The organism is Oxyplasma meridianum (assembly GCF_038024865.1).
GTDB lineage: Archaea > Thermoplasmatota > Thermoplasmata > Thermoplasmatales > Thermoplasmataceae > Oxyplasma > Oxyplasma meridianum.
On the sequence record NZ_CP133772.1, the window covers coordinates 1,326,754 to 1,348,602 of the forward strand.

Sequence of the window (21,849 nt, forward strand, 5' to 3'; positions counted from 1 at the left end):
GGAATTGGATTGATTCCAGATTTAAAAATGATAAAAATTTACATGGCAGGGTCTCCATTGCAGTTCCCTGCCCATTAGGCAATAATTCTCACTGCACCTGTTTACTGAGTGTAATCCATATTGTCCAGAACATCATTTGTGAATTCTGCATGCCTGAACTGTTCCTTGAAACCTGACATTACACCCCATGGATAGAAAACACCCATTGATACAAGGAACACTATGAACGTTGCCCATGTAAAAGGTATAAGTGATCCCACCTTCATTCCAAACAATGTCCCGGTAAAGCCATCTGTGCCTATTAGAACCATTACTGTTTCAAATATTATGAAGGTTATGTACCATATTGCATTCTTTACCCCTATTTTGACCTTTGATAGTATTCCTATAATGATAACACCGATGGTCATTAGAAGCACTGCATATGGTTCCGATGGCCATCCAGCCCAAAATGGTATCATGGAGCTCAACCCAACAGAAAGTGGTGCTATCAGCCACATTCCTTTGAATCTATGTTCCGGCTTTGTGACCCCCTGCCTTCTTGTAACCATAAGAGATACTGGATTGACGACAAGACCGAGATATCCTGCAGCAGAAGCATCGTCGATGAATGTAAATATTGAGGGGTTTGGGGCGGTTATGAGCACTATAATTGCCCCCACAATGGTGAAGGAAAGAAGAGCAATAAGAGGAATGGAATGCTTGACGTCGATCTTCTTCAGAGATTTCGTTATAAACCCTGATCTACCCATGGCAAAAAGTACCCTGGAACCACTGCCTGCGTAAATATATCCGGTGACGTAAGGCGCCATGAATCCTGTGACGATGGCTGCTATAAATATCCATTCAAAGTTGCTCTTCTGTGCAAAGATGAAGAAAGGATTGCTTCCGGAGAGTATGCTCCCGCTTGCAGTGAGACCGGCAAAATTTCCTGGTGTTATATGTAGCACAGACCAGTGGAAACCCATCAGTATTGCAAAAGCTACGCCGATATAGATCAGTGTTTCTATAACAACGGTGAATATCATGGCCTTTGCAACATCATTCTGGTGATTGGTCTCCTCCGCCAGATCTGGAATAACTCTAGTTGCACCAAAATCATACATAGCCAGCGGCATTATCCCCAGTATTGAAACAGCCTTGTATGGCAAAACACCGTATGCAAAGAGATTTTTGAAGTTAAATACGAATGCGATCAAGCCAAGTACCATTGCTATGTAAAAGATCAGCTTCACAACCCCCACGATATTTGTTGTTTTGCCGAACTGCTTTATGCCGTAATAGTTAATAGGAATGAATGTCAGAAGGAGTGCAGTACCCACAAGAGCCCCGATTAGAGTGGGGGAATCTGAAAGGGTAACAAATATACCTGGAAAGAAGAAATCAAGACCGGTCAGAATTGCCACAACCTCTATTGGCGGAATAAACAGATACCAGAGTATATCGGCCATTGAGTTTATCAGATTGGTCCAACGACCATGTGTGTACATTGAATACCTTGTTGGCCCTCCAGCTTCTGGATAGACTTTGCTCAGCTCCACGTAAGTAAAGGCAACCAGCATGTAGATGAATGCTCCGAATATAAACCCGAATATAGCTCCCGGTCCAGCACCGGTTACCATTTCCACTGTGCCGAAAAGCGCGCCATTTCCAAGGGATCCTGCAACCCCTATTACCAGAAGTTCATAGAATCCCAGTTCCTTTTTCAGTCTCGGACCTTTCTTAAGGATGTGTCTTTTAGGGACTGTCTCAACCATAATCCATTATCGACTCTATTCCATATAAGCGTGTTGTAAAAAAATTTAAATACTGAAGACACGGATGTGTTAAAAACACAGTAAAAAAACCATTCCCTGAACTAATTAACGCGCAGATAACCCTTTTAATGGGGTTTGCATACACTTTATATAAATTCATTTGAAAATATGCATAATAAATTATATTTTTTATAATATGTATTTACATATTTATTATATTACAGGATTTCATTCCTTGAATGCTTTTCTTATTGCATTGTTTATTTCCAGCAGTTCTTCTCCTTTGTCTATTCCGGTCTGAAGCTCAGGTTTCCTGATCTTTTCAACTATTTGGTTTATCTCCCTGACATGATCCAAGCCAAGTATTGAAATGCAATGTTCAAGAACCCTTGATGGAGTCCTGCTTCCTGAAAATGCCTTTACAAGCATGTCCATTGACTTCTCGAGATTGCCCAGCATGAATTTCCTAGAATAAGGTGAATCAGTGCATGCGGTGAAGAACCTCTGCATATCCTGCCTTTTTATCACACCCTTAGAAATATCATCAAGGAATCTCTCCCTGTCTCCATCTGATTTCATCCATCCTGCAGCATTTATTAATTTTCCCCGGTCTTCATCACTTTCAGTCTCGAAGTAGGCCTTCATAAGATCATGGTAAGAACCCCCTGCAACTGAGAAGGCCAGTGCAGACGAATTTTTCATGTCCGGATCAATGTTCCTGAAATCCTTAAATTCCACTGACCTGGATTCTGCATATTCCTGATCCATCCTTACCAGCATACCGGCAAGAACACCCCTAAGGATTGATACATCATCATCCTCCCCTTCCCTCTTTGGTCCAATCTTTTCCATTTTCGATTTTATGTAATCCACTCCTCTTTTTCTCACTTCCTGGGAGAGTGTTACAGACCAGATATGATAAAGCTGGGAGGCTATTTCTTCTACCACCATGTGTTCCATGTCTTCCATGGCTTTATCCATCACCCTGAAGTATTCTTGCTTTGTGGCCTTGCCTGATCTGAGGAATGCGTAATAGTCACTGATTATACCCCATTTGTCCAATTCCTTAAAAGTATTCCATCTGGATAGCACCCTGTCCAAAGCCTCCCCTTTGTAGAGTGTCCTAAAGAATCCAGTGGAACCGGAATTCAGTTTTGAGAAATCATTAGCTTCCAGGGACATGGTTCTCTCCTCCATTACAATACTCTGAATCTTTCCGGTCTGGTGAAGCAAGGTCATTGGTATAGGCCATATTTCATCTGTTGATCTACCTGACATGAGAAATCTCTGCTGTTCCATCCTTATCTTTGACCCTTCAACTTCAACCGTAACATATGGGTAACCCATCCTCTTTATCCAGGCTTCCATGATGTAGGATATCTTCATTCCTGAGGACTTCTCAATTGATTCCCACAGGTGCTTTCCCTCTGCGTTCCCCAGTGCATGATCTGACAGATAAAGCCTGAGCCCCTCCCTGAAGTTCTCCTGGCCAACATATGCCTCTATCATTCTAAGTATGCTTGCACCCTTTCCATAGCTGATCTCATCAAATATCTGAGCAACCTCATTTGGATCCTTAACGTCAGCATCAATGGGATGTGAATGATCCAAAGAATCGCTGATCAAAGCCTGACTTGTCCTCATCTTAACTAAGTCGTTAATAGGATGCCATTCAGGTTTAATGTCCTCCACAGCTTTATATGACATGAATGTTGCGAAGCTCTCGTTAAGCCACAGATCGTTCCACCATTTCATGGTTACCAGATCCCCAAACCACTGGTGGACGATCTCATGGAAAATAACCTCCATTGTGGACTTAAGTGTGTTTTTGCTGGTGGATTCCCCTATATCCAGGTAAATTTCCCTGAAAGTTATTGCACCCCAGTTCTCCATGGCTCCAGCCGCAAATTCTGGAACTGATATGAGATGAAGTTTTGGAAGAAAGTATTCAAAATTAAAATACATGTCATAATATGACAGTGCCTGGGAGGCCCATTCTAGTGGAAGATCTGATTTTGTAAGCTTTCCCTTAGGAGCTGCCAGGATTATTTCCATATCTCTGTACTGCCTCTTTTTCTCTTCAAACTTTCCCACTCCCATATAAATAAGATATGTGGACATTCTTGGTGTTGCATAGAACACCACATCTTTCCTGTCCCCCTCAATGTGCACCTCCTTTGGTTTCATGTTGGATATGGCGTCAAGATCTTTCTCAATGTTCAGAGTTATCTGGAATATTCCCTTTGCCGAAGGGTTGTCAAAGCATGGAAATGCGTGCCTTGCACCAGTTGATTCAAACTGGGTTGTAATGACTGTCTCCTTTCCTGATCTGGCGTAATATATCCCCTTAAGAGATTCAGGAATTTTAGCACTATATTCTATATGCACATTTTTGCCATGATCTTTGTTATGAACGGTGATCAGTTGGTTTTTAACTTCAAATTCTACGTTATGCCCATTTATTGATACAGACTTTATTGTGATATCCACAGAATCGAGGTTCAGGAACTCTTCAGCTTCTGGGAGTACGATATCGGTTTTTCCTTCATATTCCAGCTTTTGCGAATCAATTTTAAGATAAATTTCATAAACATACGGGTCCATTTTCAATCATATGATTAGGCCTTTAACTTTGAAAAACTTTGCATTACTTGATAGTGAATTTTAGGATGTATCGACATAAAAATCTTGATCTGAAATAGTAACTAATCCATGCCCCATGAATGATTGAGACATTAACTGGGCCTGATCTCATATTATGGCGGTTAAATAAATTAATAATGATTTGTAATAATATAAATTAAATATAGAAATTGTCCAGGTTTTATTGTACAGGTTTAAAGTTTGTTTTTATCCAGCATTTTTTGGTATATAGCTAGAAGTTCTGTTCCCTTCTTGATGCCCTTTTCTGTTGTTGGTCTGGTTATTTTCGGAAGTACTGTATCAAGTCCTGCTTTATTTTTCATCCCTATAAGTGGTATAGCACTCTCAAGGTATGAGCTTGTATAGCCTGTACCCACAAATATCTCATCCAGGCCTTCCACAATCTGTTTCAGACTTTCAAGTATAAAATCTCTATTTTCCCACGGGACTATGGCTGAACTGTAAAACCTTATACTGTCCTGTTTTTTTATCTCGCCTGATTTTATTAGGCCCATGATCTTATCAAGATTGCTTTTGCCCGTGATCCTGCCCATCGCAGCAATGAGCTTCAGCTTGTTCTCATCTCCCTTTGTGGATCTGAACATCCCCATTATGCCTTCCAGATCATTTGTTGATACTGCATATGCCACTGCTACAGCGCCACTAATATCGGGGTCAAGATTTTCAAACCTGTTGAAATCTCTTGAGATATCCTTAGCATAATCATTGTCCAGAACTGCCAGGTAATTTGATATGGAACCCCTGAGTATGCTTATATTGCCGTCTTCTCCCTTCTTCTTTTCTCCCAGCCTGCTTAACTGGTTTCTGTAGAATTTCTTTGAGATTTCTTCAAGATCTTTCCTGTCATGGAAGAGATTATTTAATACCCCCAACTGGGAGGCTATCTCCTGCACTACAATATATTCAGTTTCAGAGAAGAATCCAGATACCCTTTCCAGGTATTTTGCCAGGGTAATATTCCCTGAGAGTGTATTGGCAAACAGATCGCTGATAATCCCAAACCGGTCGTACTTGGATATTTTACTCAAGTTTGACTTTATGTTTTCAAAGAGATTGTCGCTGTAGTTGACTCTGTAAAAACCTGTCTGATCAACATTCAATTTGATGAAACCGTCAACATCAACCTCCTTTGATGCTGTGTCCAGAAGAATGCTTATCTTTCCATTTTTTCCAAGTGCTGTTACCGGAACAGGCCAAATCTGGTCCGTTGTTGTACCATTGAGCCTGAACTGTTTCTGCTTCAGGCTTATCTTATTATCCTTTCCGGAAACCTCTATGACAGGATATCCCATTCTCTTAATCCATGCCTCCATAACGCTTGTTACTGAGGTTCTTGATTCCTTTTCGATTGCTGTCCACAGGTCAGATCCCTTTGCGTTCCCATAGGAATGTTCCCTCAGGTATCTCGATATTCCCTTCCTGAAGTTCTCCTGGCCAACATATGCCTCTATCATTCTAAGTATGCTTGCACCCTTTCCATAGCTGATCTCATCAAATATCTGAGCAACGTCATTTGGATCCTTAACGTCAGCATCAATGGGATGAGACTGCTCCAGCGAATCCCCCATCATTGCGCCGGTGGTTTCAGACAGCAGGAAATCGCCCCACATATCCCATTCAGGGTGATCATGATCCATTACTTTGAACGCCATGAAAGTGGCAAAGCTTTCATTGAGCCAGAGATCGTTCCACCATTTCATGGTTACCAGATCCCCAAACCACTGATGTGCTATTTCATGTGCTATGACCTCTCCAATTCTCCTCATTGTGGATGTGCTGGTATTGCTGTTAACCAGAAGGAGAACTTCCCTGAATGTAATCGCACCCCAGTTCTCCATAGCACCAGCTCCAAATTCAGGAACAGAGATGAGATGCATCTTTGGCAGTGCATATTTGATGCCAAAATAGTCCTCGTAATACCTTACGGATTCTTCCGCAAATTTGATTGGCTTATCTGGTTCCCCCAGAGTTCCTTTCGGGCCGGCAAGAATGATCTCCATGTCGTGGAATTTCCTTGAAAACTGGGTAAATTTAGCCACACCCATATAGAGAAGGTATGTTGACATCCTTGGCGTTGGTTTGAATGAGACTTTTCTAAATTTACCGTTCTTTTCAGTTGCTTCAACAGGCATATTTGATATTGCCTCATACTCTTCTGGAATGGTGAGGCTAACATAGAAGACGGCCTTGTAACCTGGGTTATCCACACAGGGAAATGATCTTCTTGCGCCAGTTGATTCAAACTGTGTGCTTATCATTTTGTGTTCTGAACTTCCAGCCTGGTACATACCCATGAGAGTCTGCCCAACCTTTGCTCTGAATTTTACCTGAACATCAAGTTCTCCGCGGTAAATGCCTTCCAGGTTGAGTTCTTCCTTCTCCTTATTCATGGAGAATTTTACAGGCTCTCCGTTAACTGATATTTCCTTTACATCTATATCCACTGAATTGAGGACTATTTTCTCGTCCTTAACTTTCATTTTGATGTTTTCCAACCCCTCATATTCGCTAAGATTTTCATCTATCATCAGAGAGATCCTGTATGTCTCTATTTCCATAATCAATCGGATATAAAGGTTGACCATCTTAATTAAAGTTTTCAAGTTTTGTAAGTGTTCAGCCTAATCTGCATGATCATCCGGGATACAATTTTTAAAGATCTTTTTTCAAAGGATAGCATTCTTGGAACATCACTTATGAAGTTCTGTTTTTTCAGCTTTGTAGTGTAATATATAGAATTTAAAGCTTCGTATATCTCTGATCCTTCATCGTATAAGGATACTTCTTAAACCTGTTGAAATATAAAGGAAGGTCTCAGTGATCTCTCAGATCTATTGTTTGTTCATTTACCATACAGATCAATTACAAAGTGGAATAAACAGTCCATATTCCTCTTATGAGTATTGTCAATGAAATTCCTTCATTTAGGGTGATCATAATCTGATGTAAGGAGAAAGATCAGTTTGTTCTTTAGATCACCCATGTCTTCCATGGTTCCCTTCCCTCTCAATGCCTCTGCCTATTCCTATATCCTCTGCGGGGATCTCTTTACCCCTGATCCATCTTTTCCATAGAACTGTTCAAGTCCCTTTGCATGGCATATTATGTGAGATCAGCAGTACTGTTGTGGATGGCCTGTCTTTGATGCAAGCGTTTCAAATGCAGAATGCCCATCATGGATATCCCTGCCATTCTGCTTACCAAGTATCTCAAGCGTGACCTCATGCCCCTTGATCTTTGCTATATGGAATATGGCTTCTCCCCTTGTGACCAAAGCCCACATGTTGTGATTCTCTCCATTGATTCTCCATAAGGTTGAGATCATATGCATGTATGATGCTTTCTGGATCTGATCCAGTAATTTCCAATACTCTGATTCCAGTGCATCCCACATCTGTGACATAATATTCTGTGCTTCACCTTCTGAAATATGTATTCCCAAGACATTCTTCATTGTTGCAGATACATTATCAATACCCATTCCCATGCTCATAGGGAAATATGCAAGGATGATCACTGTCCTTATGGACAAGGTTGCATTATGCAATGCATTGGAAATATCAGGTTTAATTATGATCCTACACCTTTTACAATACCTCCTCTGGATCCTGTATTGTGTATTTATTGGAACCATCTCAGGCATATTCTCAATCTTTTTATTCTCACTAATATCCTATGACTTACCATTCTTCAGACCAAAAGTTTCAGGATGCACTTTCTTGTATTCTTCAAATTCATTCCTGATAGGATCATTCTTTTTCTGAAGATTGCCCACAATCTTACTGATGTTTTAATAAGATTTCTAGAATTTCTCAATTCTCTCCTGATCCCTTGGAGTCCCTTCAAGAAGTTTAATCACTGTATTAATATAATGCAAGTATCATATGAGGATCCTTCGGTTGAAAATGCTATGTCCCTCATAATACCATGTGCATTAGGCTGACCAATTACCAAGTTTTAACAATGGCAGGATTGAGTTGATTTTCTCTCTTCTCTGCATTGCCTTTATTTTGGAAATGATAGAATAAAGGATCTTGATCATGTTTGTAGATTCGCAGGATTGAGGTTTTCCTATCCAGTAATTGCGGATACCAGAGTTAAGTAGATCGCTTACCACAATATAATAGCACATTTCAATACACTAATGGGTATTGAAGCGCAAATCTTTATTTATTAAATCATGCCAATGTGGAAAAATAGGACATTATCAAAAAATAGTTGATTAGTGTTAGAATTTTAAACCCAAGTTATATGTGAAGCTGAAAAAATTATAAAGTGGAACGTTGGAAATAGATAATAAGAAACTGCCACTAAAAACAGATGAGCAGATATCAACTAAAAGTTGACATTATCAAAAATATTAAAGAACTTTATCTCAATAAACCTCCCGGCGTTCACCATGCATGAGTATGGGTTATAAACCACGCTTCAATGAACCGCCGTGCATACCAGAATAATAAAGGCCAATCCTGAGAATCCTTCACCTGATGCTGTTAGAGAGGGATCTGAGATAATAAAGAGGGGGGGTCTTGTGGTCTTCCCCACGGAGACAGTATATGGACTTGGAGCTAATGCCCTCAACTCTGATGCGTGTGGAAGGATATACCAAGCCAAGGGAAGACCATCTGATAACCCCCTTATAGTTCATATCAGCTCCATGGATATGATCTGGAAAGTTGCTGAAAATGTTCCTGAATCGATCATCGAAAAGATCAATGAACTTTGGCCAGGACCCCTTACCTTGCTGTTGAGGAAATCTTCCCAGATTCCTTTGAAGGTTACAGGAGGATCAGAATATATCGCCGTTAGAATGCCGGATTGCAAACTTGCATTGGATCTTATAACCATGTCAGGAGTCCCCTTAGCAGCCCCCAGTGCAAATGTTTCAGGAAGGCCAAGTATTGTCAACGGACTTGATGCACTAACCTACTTAGAGGGAAAAGTTGATCTCATTTATGACTCCGGCAATACCAGGTATGGACTGGAATCAACAATTCTGGATGTAAGTGGAAAAGTGCCTGTTCTTCTTCGCCCAGGATCATATGGAATTGAATTCCTAGAAAAATATTTTGGAAAAATAACACTTCTAGAGACTCTGAAAATATCAGAAAGAAGGGATATACCCATTACACCCGGTATGAAATATCGGCACTACTCTCCAGATAAACCCCTATATCTGGTGGATAATCCGGCCATCATGAATGATATTGCTGACGGAAAATATGGAGAAAACATTTCATTAATTGCTCCAGAGGAACTGTGCAGAAAATCAAAGGTACCGTGTGTAAGCCTAGGTGACGGTTCTGATCTTAACATTGTTGCCTCCAGGCTTTTCCAGGCCCTTAATGCTGTTGATCACACTGAAGGATCTGTTGCTTTTGCACCCACTTTCCCCCTGAATGGTATAGGTCTAGCAATAATGAACAGACTAACCAAGGCATCCATATCAACAATCAGCGACGGGAAGCAGGTCATTACGGTCATTGAAAAAGGAAGTAATTTTCACCATTCTGAGAACCCAGATAAAATGAATTAAGTAATATAGGAACATTAAATTCACAACCATGCCAAAGGTTGGAGTTATAATGGGAAGCAGAAGCGATTATGAATACATGTCAGAGGCTGCAACAACACTGACGGAGTTTGGGGTTGATTTCGAGCAGAAAATTATTTCCGCACACAGAACCCCTCAGGAAATGTATGATTATGCAAGAACCGCAAGGGAGAATGGGATCGAAGTCATTATTGCCGGTGCAGGTGGTTCAGCACACCTTCCCGGAATGACTGCGTCTATGACAGATCTTCCTGTAATAGGCGTACCTGTGCCTACAAGACATCTTAAGGGTATGGATTCCCTGCTTTCCATAGTTCAGATGCCTTCAGGTATACCGGTTGCCACTGTTGCAATAGGGAATTCAAGAAATGCAGCCATTCTTGCTGTGAGGATTCTTTCAATTAAGTATCCTGATCTTGCCACAAAACTTAAGGAGTTCAGCCAGTCAATGAGAAACAAGGTTTTGGCAGACAAACTGGATTAAAAAATTGTGATATCAATGGATGACCTGAAACTTGGGATTATGGGGTCCGGGCAACTTGGATGGATGATGATACAGGAGGGAAGAAAACTTCCTGTAAAATTTGGTGTGATGGATTCCGGAGAAAAGGGTTCCGCAGCAGCAATCTGCGATTTTTACATGGGACCTAATGATTACCGAAAGTTTGTGGATGAATGCGATTTTGTGACATATGAATTTGAGAATGTAAGGAAAGACGGGCTGGAATATGCAGATGAACAGGATAAATTAAGACCTGGCCTTCTGCCGGTAAATCTGAAGAAAGACAGGTCGCTTGAGAAGAATTACTTTGTTTCAGGAGGTTTCCCCACTGCACCTTTTACTGTTGCGGAAACAACCTCCGAAGCAAGAAGATCGTGCCGCGACTTTGGGAAATCAGTAATAAAATACACTTCTGGCGGCTATGATGGGAAGGGGCAGATTTATGTCAGGAATGAAGATGATATTGAAAAGGTGGAAATTCATGGAAAGTGCATTGTGGAAGAACTTATTGATTTCGACTGTGAGATATCCGTAATAGGATCCAGGGATTCCAGTGGGAAGATTGTGATGCACACTCCATCCTTCAATTACAACCAGTCAGGAATTTTGGCATACAATTATGCCCCTTTTCCAAACAGGAAGGCGATGGAGATAACCTCCCGTCTATTGAGCAGGTTGGAATATGTAGGAGTTATAGGTGTCGAGTTTTTCCTGAAAGGCGACCATGTCATGATAAATGAGTTTGCCCCAAGGGTGCATAACACAGGACATCACACTCTGTCAGGATCCTCCATTTCACAGTTTGAGCAGCATGTCAGGACAGTACTTGACCTCCCTGTTCCAGACGCAAACCTGATCAGACCTAGTGGCATAGTAAATATAATAGGAAGAGGACTTGATTCTGATCTCCTCAATAGGCTTCTAAGTAACAGTGGCACCAGGGTTTACTGGTACGGAAAGAATGATGCAAGAAGAAAGAGGAAAATGGGGCACGTTAACCTTCTTGCTGAAACTGTTGATGAACTCAGGGAAAAGATCTCATCCACAATGGAACTAGTTTATCCGGATGGCCTGGAAAACTACCTGTAATTTTTCCAATTAGACAAATATCAGAGAATTACAACTGCCATTACTCCGGGGACGCTCTTCATTTCCGGAAGGAGGTTAGACGGTATCTTACTGTCTGTCACTATTAGCGCCTTTGGATCCAGTACAAGTTCAGGATCATCAACTATTACCTGCCTGATGCTAATATTTTCCCTGGCAATTATCGATGCAATAGCTGAAATGATACCGGGTTTGCTGGCAGATTCCGGCACTATCTCTATCACCCCCAGGCCCATATTGGAACTTACCTTTCCAAGGTTTGCGACTGGCCTGAGGTTCTGGAAAAATTCCCTGAGAGCTGGATCGGAAACAATCTTGTTCAGAACTTCCAGTACAACTCTTCTGTCAATTGATAGTGATCTTGCAAATGAGGCCGCAGTGATGTCAATATTGTCGCATCGTAAGGACCCTTGACCATCCAGGTTGGGAAACACGCTAAGTCCCAGACTTATAATCTTTTCTACAACTTTAATCTGGGATGGATAACCGTAAAATTTGTTCCTCAAGTATTCCCACATATAATTAACAATGGGATTTTAAAACAAAAATGTTTCTATTCCCAGATTGAATGATTCTAGATTGCACTTGCGTTAAGATCCCACAATTTTATGCATCTGAGTTTTTCCTATCAATGACAGAGTTTCATTTTTTAATAGAGCGCCTGATAGATGAAAAATTTTGCAATGAGATGATTCATAAAAATTAGTAAATTAGGTTCAGCTAAAATATAATATGAAGTAAAAAAATTGTTTTCAGAATGTTAGACTATCAGGAACCATCCATTATTCCATCTTCCGAAAGCTGGATTACGGTTTCCCCTTCGGGCAGATAGGGCGAATCAATGAGCCTGGCAATTCTCTTTCCACCCTTGCTCTTCCTAAGGTATATCCTGAAGGTGGCGGTATGGCCGACTATATTTCCCCCTATAGGTGTCATTGGATCACCGAAGAATATGTCAGGCCTGGCTGAAACCTGATTGGTGACTGCTATGACTGCATTGTTTATTGTCCCGAATTTAAGGAGATCGTGCATGTGCCTGTTAAGGAGTTGTTGCCTTTCTGCCAGTGATCCCCTGCCCATGTATTCAGACCTGAAGTGGGATGTGAGGGAATCTACAAGAAGAAGCTTTATATCAAATTCCTTGGAAAGATCTGCTGCCTTTTCCGCAAGAAGTATCTGGTGGTGGGAGTTGTAAGCCCTTGCCACATGAATCCTCTTCAGGACAGTATCGGGATCAAGTCCTTTATATTTTGACATCTGGATGATTCTTTCTGGCCTGAAGGTGTTTTCAGTATCAATTATGAGCACATCGGAATCGAACCCTCCATTTTCTTCTGGGAGGGTTGAGTTCACAGCAAGCTGGAGCATTATCTGTGTTTTCCCGGACCCAAATTCACCAAAAAATTCGGTTATTGATTGTGTTTCTAGACCACCGCCGAGAAGATCATCAAGATTCTTGCTTCCGGTTGTAAGCTTCTTGATTGATTTCCTTCTCTCAAGTATCTCCTCACCAGTTTCAAAATTTCCAACGTCCGCATACTTCCTGGCAGCAGCTATTATTTTCACAGCCGCACCTTCTGCAATCCCCCCTATCTCTGAAAGATCCTTGGGAGACGCTACTGCAAGCGTCATTATATCGTCGTACCCGTTTTCTCTCAATTTCTCAGCAGTGGCTTCTCCAACTCCCGGCAAATCTTCAATTGTTATTTTCTCTTCTCCTTCCTCTATTTTTTTTGTTTCTGCCAAATTAATACACCTTTCTTCCTATGCCCATAGTTTCATCTGTAGTGCTGACTGATTTATCTCTTTCCAAAAGCTGAAACATTGACCTTATTGCGTCAATATTCTCAGGAATTACATCGCTCTCCTGATGAACAGCCTGAATGTAGCTTGCAACCCTTCCCTTTACCGACACAGATTCTTTCCAAACGGCTATTTCATAAAGGTCTGATCTGTTCAGAGACCTTTCTTTTGCCATCTCCATGATCTGCGCTGTTGAATAGACTCCGTCCTTTCCTGATACCGGTAAGATTCTCTTGTAGCTTGAGAATGATGAAAGCACATCCTCTGCTTTAACTTCTCTCTTCAATACAGCCTGTACTGAATGCACATGCATTAGGGTTGTTGGAACCTTCATTGCAACTGTATTGACCTCTCCTATACTCAGAACAGTCTTAAGATCAGGGGCATGATGTGATGGAATCTTTAGGCTGGGTTCTATTGCGTTCATGGGACCTTTTTTATGGTCATTTGGATCAGTTCCTCTCCTTACCAGCGTTGCATTGACGCTTTCAATTCCAATTTCACTTGAGAGAGGATAAAGCGTCCTTGCAAGACCAGTGGTGTTGCACGAAACTACCCTGACAAAGTCCTTGCCCCATGATTCATTATAATTGGAATATGCATTGAAGCTGGCCTGCGCTGTGTTGTGGTCCTCTCCGCCCTGGAAGATGGCTTTCACATGAAATTTTTCGTATAACTGTTTATTTTTCCTTCCCATTCCTTCAGGAGTTGCATCCACCACAACATCAGAATCGCCCATGAGATCATCCACGGTTCCTTCAGTTTTTATCCCGGCCTCCTGAAACAGTTTTACCTTTTCTTTATCCGGCACAAATATCCTGAAGTTCCTGCTGGCTATCCTGGACATGAAGTCAGGGCTGGATTTTACAATACCAGCTACTGTCATGTCCCTCTGGAGTGATACGGCGTATGCCACCCTTTTGCCAATAGTTCCGTAGCCGTTTATACCGACCTTGATCATTTCTGCTTACTATGTTTTCTCATATTATAAAGATATTCCATGTTTTTGCAAAATGAGTGAAATGATGTATAATACAGATTTTCATCAATATGTCCTACCAGTGTTACTTGGATTTTTAGTATACTTACATGGAAAATATTTTCAATATTGTGAACTTGTGGTCATTATGGATAAAAGTACATTAATTGTACTAATTGGTATTTTTCTTATCACAACGCCGGCCGCACTGGGATCACTACAGGGACCCTTGGCTGCGTCAATACCGCAAATTAATAGTTTCTATGATTTTTCTTCACTTTCTGTCGGATCCATACCGGTAGGAAACAGCTGGGTAGATTTTAAAACAGTGAATAATACTCCCAATTTCGCCTATTACATTAAGAGTACCTCTTACGGAAACGCCCTTCACATTGTCTCATCAAGTGATAGTGTCAGATCCTACCTGGATATGCAGATCAATTATTCAATGCCGGTATCCCTTTCCTTTTACTTTATGTGGAATGATTCCAGTCCCAAACTATACAGCTTCGACCACATCCTATTTATGGAAGGTGGCGCAGATGCATTTGAGTACAGTTTTGGTGTAAAGAACGACAGCATGTGCTCTGTTTTCAACACATCTAGGGATGGGACCGTTTCATCAATCGTACCGATGCATAATGATATATATAAGGCAAGTGCCTCATTTGATCCGTCACTTGGAGAAATGACATTTGAACTAAGGAATGAAAATACAGGGCATATTTCATTTCCCATGTTTTTTAACGGCATAACAACGGAGAAAAACAGCAATGTCTCTGTTCTTTTTGGTGGATTGATTTCGGCAATTTACGTATACAACATAACGGTTGAAAAAAACCTCGACACAGAATTGCCGGAAAACACTGCAGGAAACATCCAATATATTTCAAATTACAGCATAATAAGTTCAGAGAATAGATCCTATGGAGGGAACCAGACTCATCCTTTCCTGGATATACCTCTGAACACTGTAATTTATGTTCTGGAAAATGGATCAATAGAGGGGTACAATTACTTTGAACACCTTTCATATATCATATCCCGGTATACGATGGGAAGTTTTCAATATATAGAGACACTCCAGTATGGGCATACATATGAGGTTTTATGGTTTCAGAACGGAAGCCTGATTGTTCAGGACATCGACACATTGACGCTTGCAGTTGAGAATAAAACTTTCAGTGGGGATTTTTCGGGATTCAGTTCCCTTATTGTTTCCAACACCACTATCCTCTACAATTCTTCCGGTTACATTTATGTAATTAATACATCTGAATCAGGAGGCATACTTTCAACACACATACTTCCGGACGGATATACTGTTATGACAGTATCACAGGGCAATGATTCACTCTATTTTTCTTCAACAGATGGCATGAGGATAGTTGACTATAAGGTTGGACTACCGTCACTTTCCTTTTCAGTAATCGGTCAGAACAATTTAAGTAATTACTGGGTTAAATTTAAGCTGGTTAGCTACGTTGAAGGCAATTATGGATCCATGATGGAGATCCGGCCAGACGGCTTCATCCTTGATAGTGATCTTCTTACTCCTTCCGGGCAAGTTTACTATATCCCAGGAGGTTTCAGCGCCCTAAGTTCCGGCAGCAGTTCCACTCTGTTAAGCAACGGAACCTGCACATTTATTCTCATTGGCAATAGAACTTATAACACGGATGTTGACCTACCTTCTGGAATTGAAGCCGTTTATTTTTCATCCAATGGAACATTTGGTGTTGATATAGCCGGTGACAGAATCACCATATATCATGTTGATGCAGATTATTTCTCAGACTACCATGATAGGATTAACAGAATAGCCATTTATAAGGACGAGGGATTTATATTCAATGTAACTTCCTTTGTTCCTTACACCATTACAAGCACCCTTGGAAACAGGACATTCATTACTGGTGAAGGAGATTTTTTGCCCTTTAATCTTTCAGCTGCGAGAAGCGGTGACAAGGTGCTAAAAAGTCTGATCCATAACATTGCCGGTTACAGTTTTTACTTCAATTACAGTTTCATTGTTGACAACGGAATTCCTTATGTCAATATCACCCCATCCTCCGGTTCTTATATACCACAGAATGCCTCTTTCAATGTTACCGTAACTGATTCTGTACCAGTGGATTATGTCAATGTTACATTTCTTAACCAAACCAAAACCTACTATGACAGTAGCTTCGTTATCTCCCCAAAACTTTACAACTTTACCGGTGTCCTGAATGTTACTGTCTTCATCAAGGATGATCTGGACTATAATTTTACAAGATATTTTGTTTTCAATGTGATGAATGAAACCGTCAATGGATTTTCATGGAATTTGAATTCACAGAACTACCTTTCGTCAGACAATTTAAGCATTAAGTGGGTTCCGGTTGCAAATACAACAGAGTATTCCATAAAATTCAGTGGAGATATTGAAGAGACATTTATCACCCAGTCGGACCAACTGAATGTGTCTCTACCCAATGGCAATTATTCAGTTGTAATGCATGGACAGTTACGTGACGGCATAAGCATAGTTCTCGGAATATCCAATATAACCGTAATAACGTACAGGCCGGAGATTATAATACAAGCAGAAAATGAGACATACTATTCGTTCCATGGAAATTCCCCAAATTCCACTTTTCATATGGTTGTTGCTTCCAACATTACATCAGAGATTGCAGTTGAGGGATTTCTTCCGGATAATACCAGTTTTTTAAGCCTCCATGGAAATTCCCGTGTCCAGATAGCAATAGGAAGGAACTTTACATACAGTTTTAATGGCATTTACAGATTCCTCATAAGATCTCAAAGCCAGAGCGGTACTTTAAATTCCACGGTTTTTTCCATAAGAGTGAACAATACAGTTCCAGAATTCCCATCGTTCCCCACAACAACCTACACAAACCGGACCAGCATAGAATTGCCCTTTAATATCGCCGCAGGATTAGATTATTCTGCAAATATCACACAAAACGGTATTTTACTGAAAAGTGAAAGTATTACAGGAAAGATTTTTAATCTGAGTGCAGGGCAAGGAGTATATTCAATACATTTCACAGCCTACAGCAGGAGCGGCAACCACGCCAGTTCTCAAATGGTTATATATTTCTACTATAATCCGCCCGCGTTATCAATGCATATATCCAACGTGAAACTTGTTTATAGCAATTTCACCAGTTTAAACTATGAAATCAATGATAGTGTGCCTCTTGTTAACTTGACCTTGCATGAGAATAACATAACGGAAGCACTTCCTGCTGCAAACGATTCAGGAACTATAAGAATAGATTTTGCAAAGAACGGGAATTACAGTTTTTTCCTGACTGCAGTGGACAGGTGCGGCAACTTTAATTCCTCAAAACCAGAAAATGTTTCCGTAAAATATTATGACAGGATAACAGGATCAGATATCAGAATTAACATTTTTGGAAACTCTGCACGGCTGGAGGGCCTGGAAATGGGGAATTATTCCCATAATCTGCAGTTTGCATGGTATCTTAACGGAAAGTACGAGGGAAATTCAAGCACGATTAACCTGAATCTTCCATATGGCTACAGCAACGTTACGTTGATTGTCTACTACAATGGAAAAATGCTTGAAGTAAATAAAAGAGTACTGGTTGTGGGATGGATTCCAGAAATTGCGGCACTAGTGTCTGTAGCCGGCATATTTACAATGAGAACCTTTAGGATAAGAAGAAAGCTGAAATCTGGAATTGATCTGGTTTTAAACAATAGGGGAAAATCAGTAAAAGAGGTTGTAAAGGCTGGAAAGAACATGGGTATACCTGGATCTGCCGTTAAGAAGGCTGTATGGAAACTGGCATCGGCTGGGGAAATATCCTTTGATAGGGATCTGGACAATAACCTTTACATAAGGAAGCGCTGATCCGCAAAAGAATTATATTACCTGTTTGCATTGACCCAAATCGAGTAGTTGATAATCCAATGGAGAGAGGAAGATATTTAACGGGCATTATTTTGGCAGTTATCCTTGCAGGGCTATTTATTATGCCTGCTGCTTATGCATCAACTCCACCTCTTTCAGCACCCCCTTCAACTCTGCCATCCATAAACTACTACTACCACAATGTTAAAAAATACACCATATCTTCAACGGACTGGAATAACTTTATCACAGACGTATTGGACAACAGGACAATTGTTACATATAACTGGAGTGCAAACGCAACACAGGACCTTATCATTTTTGATCTATCCTATACAGGTTTGAACATATATGGCAGTTCACTTGTCGTTGCACTCTCCCACATAGGTTCCCCAACAGTGGCCAACATGACAAAGGCATTCTGGGTAGTGGCAAATGATTCCTCCCAGGTCAGCGGCTACACAAATATCAGAGCCCTTGATGCAGGGGCTTATCCGGGATTCTCCTGGTCCACTCCAGCTATAAAGCCCATGGCTGTTACCGAGAGGAACATAGCAATAGTGGTTGGGATAGTTGCCGTGACATTTATACTATACTTCGTGTTCAACAGAAAACGCTAAATTCTCAAATCAGAAATCATTATTGCCTGATCCTTTCAACCGTATTCTCCCTTATAACCCAACCCTAAAATAAACAGCAGTAATGTTCTTTTATCAACACGCAGGTGCCAAATATGAAAGAAGTTTATGTTGTTGGGATTACTGGCGGGTCAGGGAGCATACTGGGAATACGTCTACTGGAGAGTCTCAGGAATTATGAAGTGCACCTTGCCGTATCTGAAAGTGCATTCAGGGTGTTGGAACTGGAAACTGATTATACAATGGAGTACATTAAAAGCCTGGCCCCGTATATCTATGATGACAGGGATATTGCTGCCAGGATCAGTTCTGGAAGCTTCAGGTTCAACACAATGGTAATAGTGCCGTGTTCCATTTCAACCCTTGGTAAGATATCATCCGGAATTTCCGATACTCTCATTACAAGGGCAGCAGCGGTTGCATTGAAGGAGAGAAGACGCCTGATTCTTGTTCCAAGGGAGATGCCTCTCAGCACCATAGTGCTGGAGAATATGGTAAAGCTTTCCAGAGACGGAGTTATTGTTGCCCCTGCAGTACCGGGATACTACAATAGACCAAAAACCTCGGAAGAGATGGTAGATTTTGTTGTTTCAAGGATACTAGATCTGATGGGGATTGAAAACAGCCTTATGAAAAGGTGGAAGAGTGGATGAATATCTTTTCTTAGCGGATGCAATGCTTGGAAAACTTTCCAGATGGATCAGGATATGCGGATTTGACACGTGCTATACAGATTCAACAATGAGAGATTCAGATATTCTGGTTAAGATAACAAAATCCGGAAGGATACTTATTACTAGAGACAGGGAACTTTCATTGAGATCAGATCATTCTTTACTTATAAAAAGCCATAGATCTGATGAACAGCTTCTGGAGTTTTTGAGGAAATATCCACCACAGCCTTCAAAATTTTTTACAAGATGCACTGTCTGCAACGGAATATTGGATCCTGTCGACCCCCCATATTGTGGACTCACCGTACCAAAAAGTGTTGCCCATCGTGGACTGAAAGTAAATGTGTGCAGAAACTGCCACAAAATTTACTGGAATGGAACGCACAGAAAGAGCATTGAAATAAAACTAAGGTCAATAATGGAGATTATTTCTAATGAAAATCATTGAACAGGAGAAAGAGGATGGATTCATGGCGCTTTACATACAAGACCTGGATGATCTCTGGTATCTGCAGAATATAATTACTTCAGGAGATCTTGTTAGAATGACCACTCTAAGGAGGGTGGAAAAGAAGGAAGATATGACCAGGTCAAAGGAAACACAGCGAAAGCCCGTTACTCTGACAATTGTAGTTGAGATCATACATTTCCAGGAGTTCTCAAGCAACCTAAAGGTTCTGGGAAAGATTGTGGAAGGAGATGAAGGCATTATTGGCGAACACCATTCTTTCCAGCTGGGACTGGAGGATACTGTATACATTAAGAAAGATTCGTGGTCGGATCAGCAGAGAAAAATGCTGACTGAGGCTACAGAGGGGCTTTACAAGGTAAAATATCACATAATATGTCTTGACGATGAGGAAGCTGTAATATCCGTCCTGAGAAACTATGGCATTCAGGTTGTTGCCAGGATCAGATCAGGGAAATCCGGAAAGGATTATTCATCATCGGGAAAAGGGGATCACTATTTCCAGGAGATATATGAAACACTTATCAGCAAATCTGTTACAGGGAAATTCCTTCTGATTCTGGGGCAGGGGTTTACCAGGGAGTCTCTGGCTGAATATTTGAAGGCAAGGCAAAAGTCACTTGATGTTAAAATTGTCACATTCCCAACCAACAGATCCGACGAAGCAGCGATTTATGAATTCCTTGCATCCAAGGACAGCGAGAGCATATTTTCTTCCATGAGGCTAGCTGAAGAACAGAAACTTTTGGAAATTTTCCTTAAGAATCTTAAAGGCAATGAACTCGCCGTTTATGGGAAGGAAATGGTTGAAAAGGCCATTGAATCCGGTGCAATAGAAACTTTGCTTCTCTCGGAAGATGCATTCAAGACAGATGAGGGAAGGAGAATACTGGAGAAAATGAAGAGTTCCGGTTCAAATGTACATGTGTTCAGCTCTCACAGCGATCCCGGAAATGTTGTGAAAAGCTTTGGAGGATATTGTGGAATCTTGAGATACAAGCTGCCTGATCAGGACTTTCAAAATGCATAATTTTCAATAATTCCCCATATACCTCATAATTTTTGAAATGAAAAGGTAAATATAATTTCTAACGTTATACGCAGGAACGCTCCGATGGTGTAGTCCGGTCAAGCATTTCGGCCTTTCGAGCCGACGACTCGGGTTCAAATCCCGGTCGGAGCATCAATTCTACTTAAACTGGAACTCTGCCTGTAAAGAACCCCACTTTTTTCGCCTCCTGTACTGCAGCGTTCTGGGAATGATACAGATAGATCTGTGTCGGCAACATATCCTTATGGCTAAGCAGCCTTTATACATAGTATACGGATACACCATGTTTCAGCATATCCCTTGCGCATGTGTGTCTTGACATATGCAGATGGAAATTCAACCCTGCCTTCATTGTTACAATTTTGCATCTCCTTGACCATCCAGTCCGTGAATTCGGCAAGAACTAACATAATTTTTCGTCCTCAAGCACCAGAAAGCTACCACCGGAACAAGTTCGGCCACCTTCATGCAGGACTTGCCGAAAAACAACTATCCCATTGTGCAACCATTGATTCCAACCTGTTAGCCGCCCTACAGTATGCATCATGCAGGTACTGATTAAATCCTAATTTAGTGGAGATGATTGCCAGCCTGCATTGCCTCTTCCCGCGCCTTCTGGATGTCTTGCAGGAGTGATCCCACAGATCAGTCAACAGAAGATCTTCTCTATGACCCATATTGTCATAGGAAAATTTTATTCACTGACTCTCGTAAATGTTTTCCACTCTCTCACTGACGGAACCTGAGGTGCAAAGAACATTC

General features: G+C 41.0%; 15 protein-coding genes and 1 tRNA gene. 9 read left to right on the forward strand and 7 right to left on the reverse strand.

Annotation, left to right across the window (positions count from 1 at the left end; translation table 11 throughout):
- Window positions 1-101: 101 nt before the first annotated feature.
- The 4 genes from OXIME_RS07005 to OXIME_RS07020 form a co-directional block, all read right to left on the reverse strand.
- Window positions 102-1,757, reverse strand: coding sequence for an APC family permease (locus OXIME_RS07005; protein WP_393971133.1), 1,656 nt, complete (start codon window positions 1,755-1,757; stop codon window positions 102-104).
- Window positions 1,758-1,985: 228 nt separating this feature from the next.
- The gene (locus tag OXIME_RS07010; RefSeq protein WP_393971134.1) at window positions 1,986-4,361 is read right to left on the reverse strand and encodes a M1 family metallopeptidase; all 2,376 of its coding nucleotides are present in this window, start codon (window positions 4,359-4,361) and stop codon (window positions 1,986-1,988) included.
- Between the two features lie 233 nt (window positions 4,362-4,594).
- Entirely contained in the window at window positions 4,595-6,979 is a 2,385-nt protein-coding gene (locus OXIME_RS07015) for a M1 family metallopeptidase (RefSeq protein WP_393971135.1), read from the reverse strand.
- A 554-nt stretch (window positions 6,980-7,533) separates the two neighbouring features.
- Window positions 7,534-8,064 (reverse strand): transposase, encoded by a 531-nt coding sequence (locus tag OXIME_RS07020; protein WP_393971136.1) that lies wholly within the window; start codon window positions 8,062-8,064, stop codon window positions 7,534-7,536.
- 798 nt (window positions 8,065-8,862) lie between these two features.
- Between OXIME_RS07020 and OXIME_RS07025 the strand changes: the two genes are divergently transcribed.
- From OXIME_RS07025 to OXIME_RS07035, 3 genes are read left to right on the forward strand one after another with little or no spacing between them, the layout of a single operon-like run.
- Complete coding sequence (locus OXIME_RS07025; protein ID WP_393971137.1) at window positions 8,863-9,957, forward strand: L-threonylcarbamoyladenylate synthase; 1,095 nt, start codon at window positions 8,863-8,865, stop codon at window positions 9,955-9,957.
- A 28-nt stretch (window positions 9,958-9,985) separates the two neighbouring features.
- Window positions 9,986-10,459, forward strand: a complete 474-nt coding sequence (gene purE / locus OXIME_RS07030) for a 5-(carboxyamino)imidazole ribonucleotide mutase (RefSeq protein ID WP_393971138.1) — start codon at window positions 9,986-9,988, stop codon at window positions 10,457-10,459.
- A gap of 15 nt (window positions 10,460-10,474) precedes the next feature.
- Window positions 10,475-11,566, forward strand: a complete 1,092-nt coding sequence (locus OXIME_RS07035; protein ID WP_393972263.1) for a 5-(carboxyamino)imidazole ribonucleotide synthase — start codon at window positions 10,475-10,477, stop codon at window positions 11,564-11,566.
- 20 nt (window positions 11,567-11,586) lie between these two features.
- Here the strand turns inward: OXIME_RS07035 and OXIME_RS07040 are convergent, their stop codons facing one another.
- The 3 genes from OXIME_RS07040 to OXIME_RS07050 form a co-directional block, all read right to left on the reverse strand.
- The gene (locus tag OXIME_RS07040; RefSeq protein ID WP_393971139.1) at window positions 11,587-12,102 is read right to left on the reverse strand and encodes a regulator; all 516 of its coding nucleotides are present in this window, start codon (window positions 12,100-12,102) and stop codon (window positions 11,587-11,589) included.
- A gap of 250 nt (window positions 12,103-12,352) precedes the next feature.
- Window positions 12,353-13,330: a DNA repair and recombination protein RadA gene (gene radA, locus OXIME_RS07045; RefSeq protein ID WP_393971140.1), complete on the reverse strand. Its 978-nt coding sequence runs from the start codon at window positions 13,328-13,330 to the stop codon at window positions 12,353-12,355.
- A gap of 1 nt (window position 13,331) precedes the next feature.
- Entirely contained in the window at window positions 13,332-14,348 is a 1,017-nt protein-coding gene (locus OXIME_RS07050; RefSeq protein ID WP_393971141.1) for a type II glyceraldehyde-3-phosphate dehydrogenase, read from the reverse strand.
- A gap of 166 nt (window positions 14,349-14,514) precedes the next feature.
- Between OXIME_RS07050 and OXIME_RS07055 the strand changes: the two genes are divergently transcribed.
- The 6 genes from OXIME_RS07055 to OXIME_RS07080 all read left to right on the forward strand — a co-directional run bounded on the left by OXIME_RS07055 (window position 14,515) and on the right by OXIME_RS07080 (window position 21,219).
- Entirely contained in the window at window positions 14,515-18,255 is a 3,741-nt protein-coding gene (locus OXIME_RS07055) for a hypothetical protein (RefSeq protein ID WP_393971142.1), read from the forward strand.
- Window positions 18,256-18,314: 59 nt separating this feature from the next.
- The gene (locus OXIME_RS07060; protein ID WP_393971143.1) at window positions 18,315-18,875 is read left to right on the forward strand and encodes a hypothetical protein; all 561 of its coding nucleotides are present in this window, start codon (window positions 18,315-18,317) and stop codon (window positions 18,873-18,875) included.
- A 113-nt stretch (window positions 18,876-18,988) separates the two neighbouring features.
- Window positions 18,989-19,546 carry a UbiX family flavin prenyltransferase gene (locus OXIME_RS07065; protein WP_393971144.1) on the forward strand — a complete coding sequence of 186 codons (558 nt, stop codon included), beginning with the start codon at window positions 18,989-18,991 and terminating at the stop codon, window positions 19,544-19,546.
- Window positions 19,539-20,015 (forward strand): Mut7-C RNAse domain-containing protein, encoded by a 477-nt coding sequence (locus OXIME_RS07070; RefSeq protein WP_393971145.1) that lies wholly within the window; start codon window positions 19,539-19,541, stop codon window positions 20,013-20,015. Before OXIME_RS07065 ends, OXIME_RS07070 begins: the two co-directional genes overlap by 8 nt.
- Window positions 20,002-21,066 (forward strand): mRNA surveillance protein pelota, encoded by a 1,065-nt coding sequence (locus OXIME_RS07075; protein ID WP_393971146.1) that lies wholly within the window; start codon window positions 20,002-20,004, stop codon window positions 21,064-21,066. The genes OXIME_RS07070 and OXIME_RS07075 overlap by 14 nt, the downstream gene beginning before the upstream one ends.
- Window positions 21,067-21,144: 78 nt before the next feature.
- Window positions 21,145-21,219 (forward strand) — tRNA-Glu (locus OXIME_RS07080).
- Window positions 21,220-21,849 lie beyond the last annotated feature (630 nt).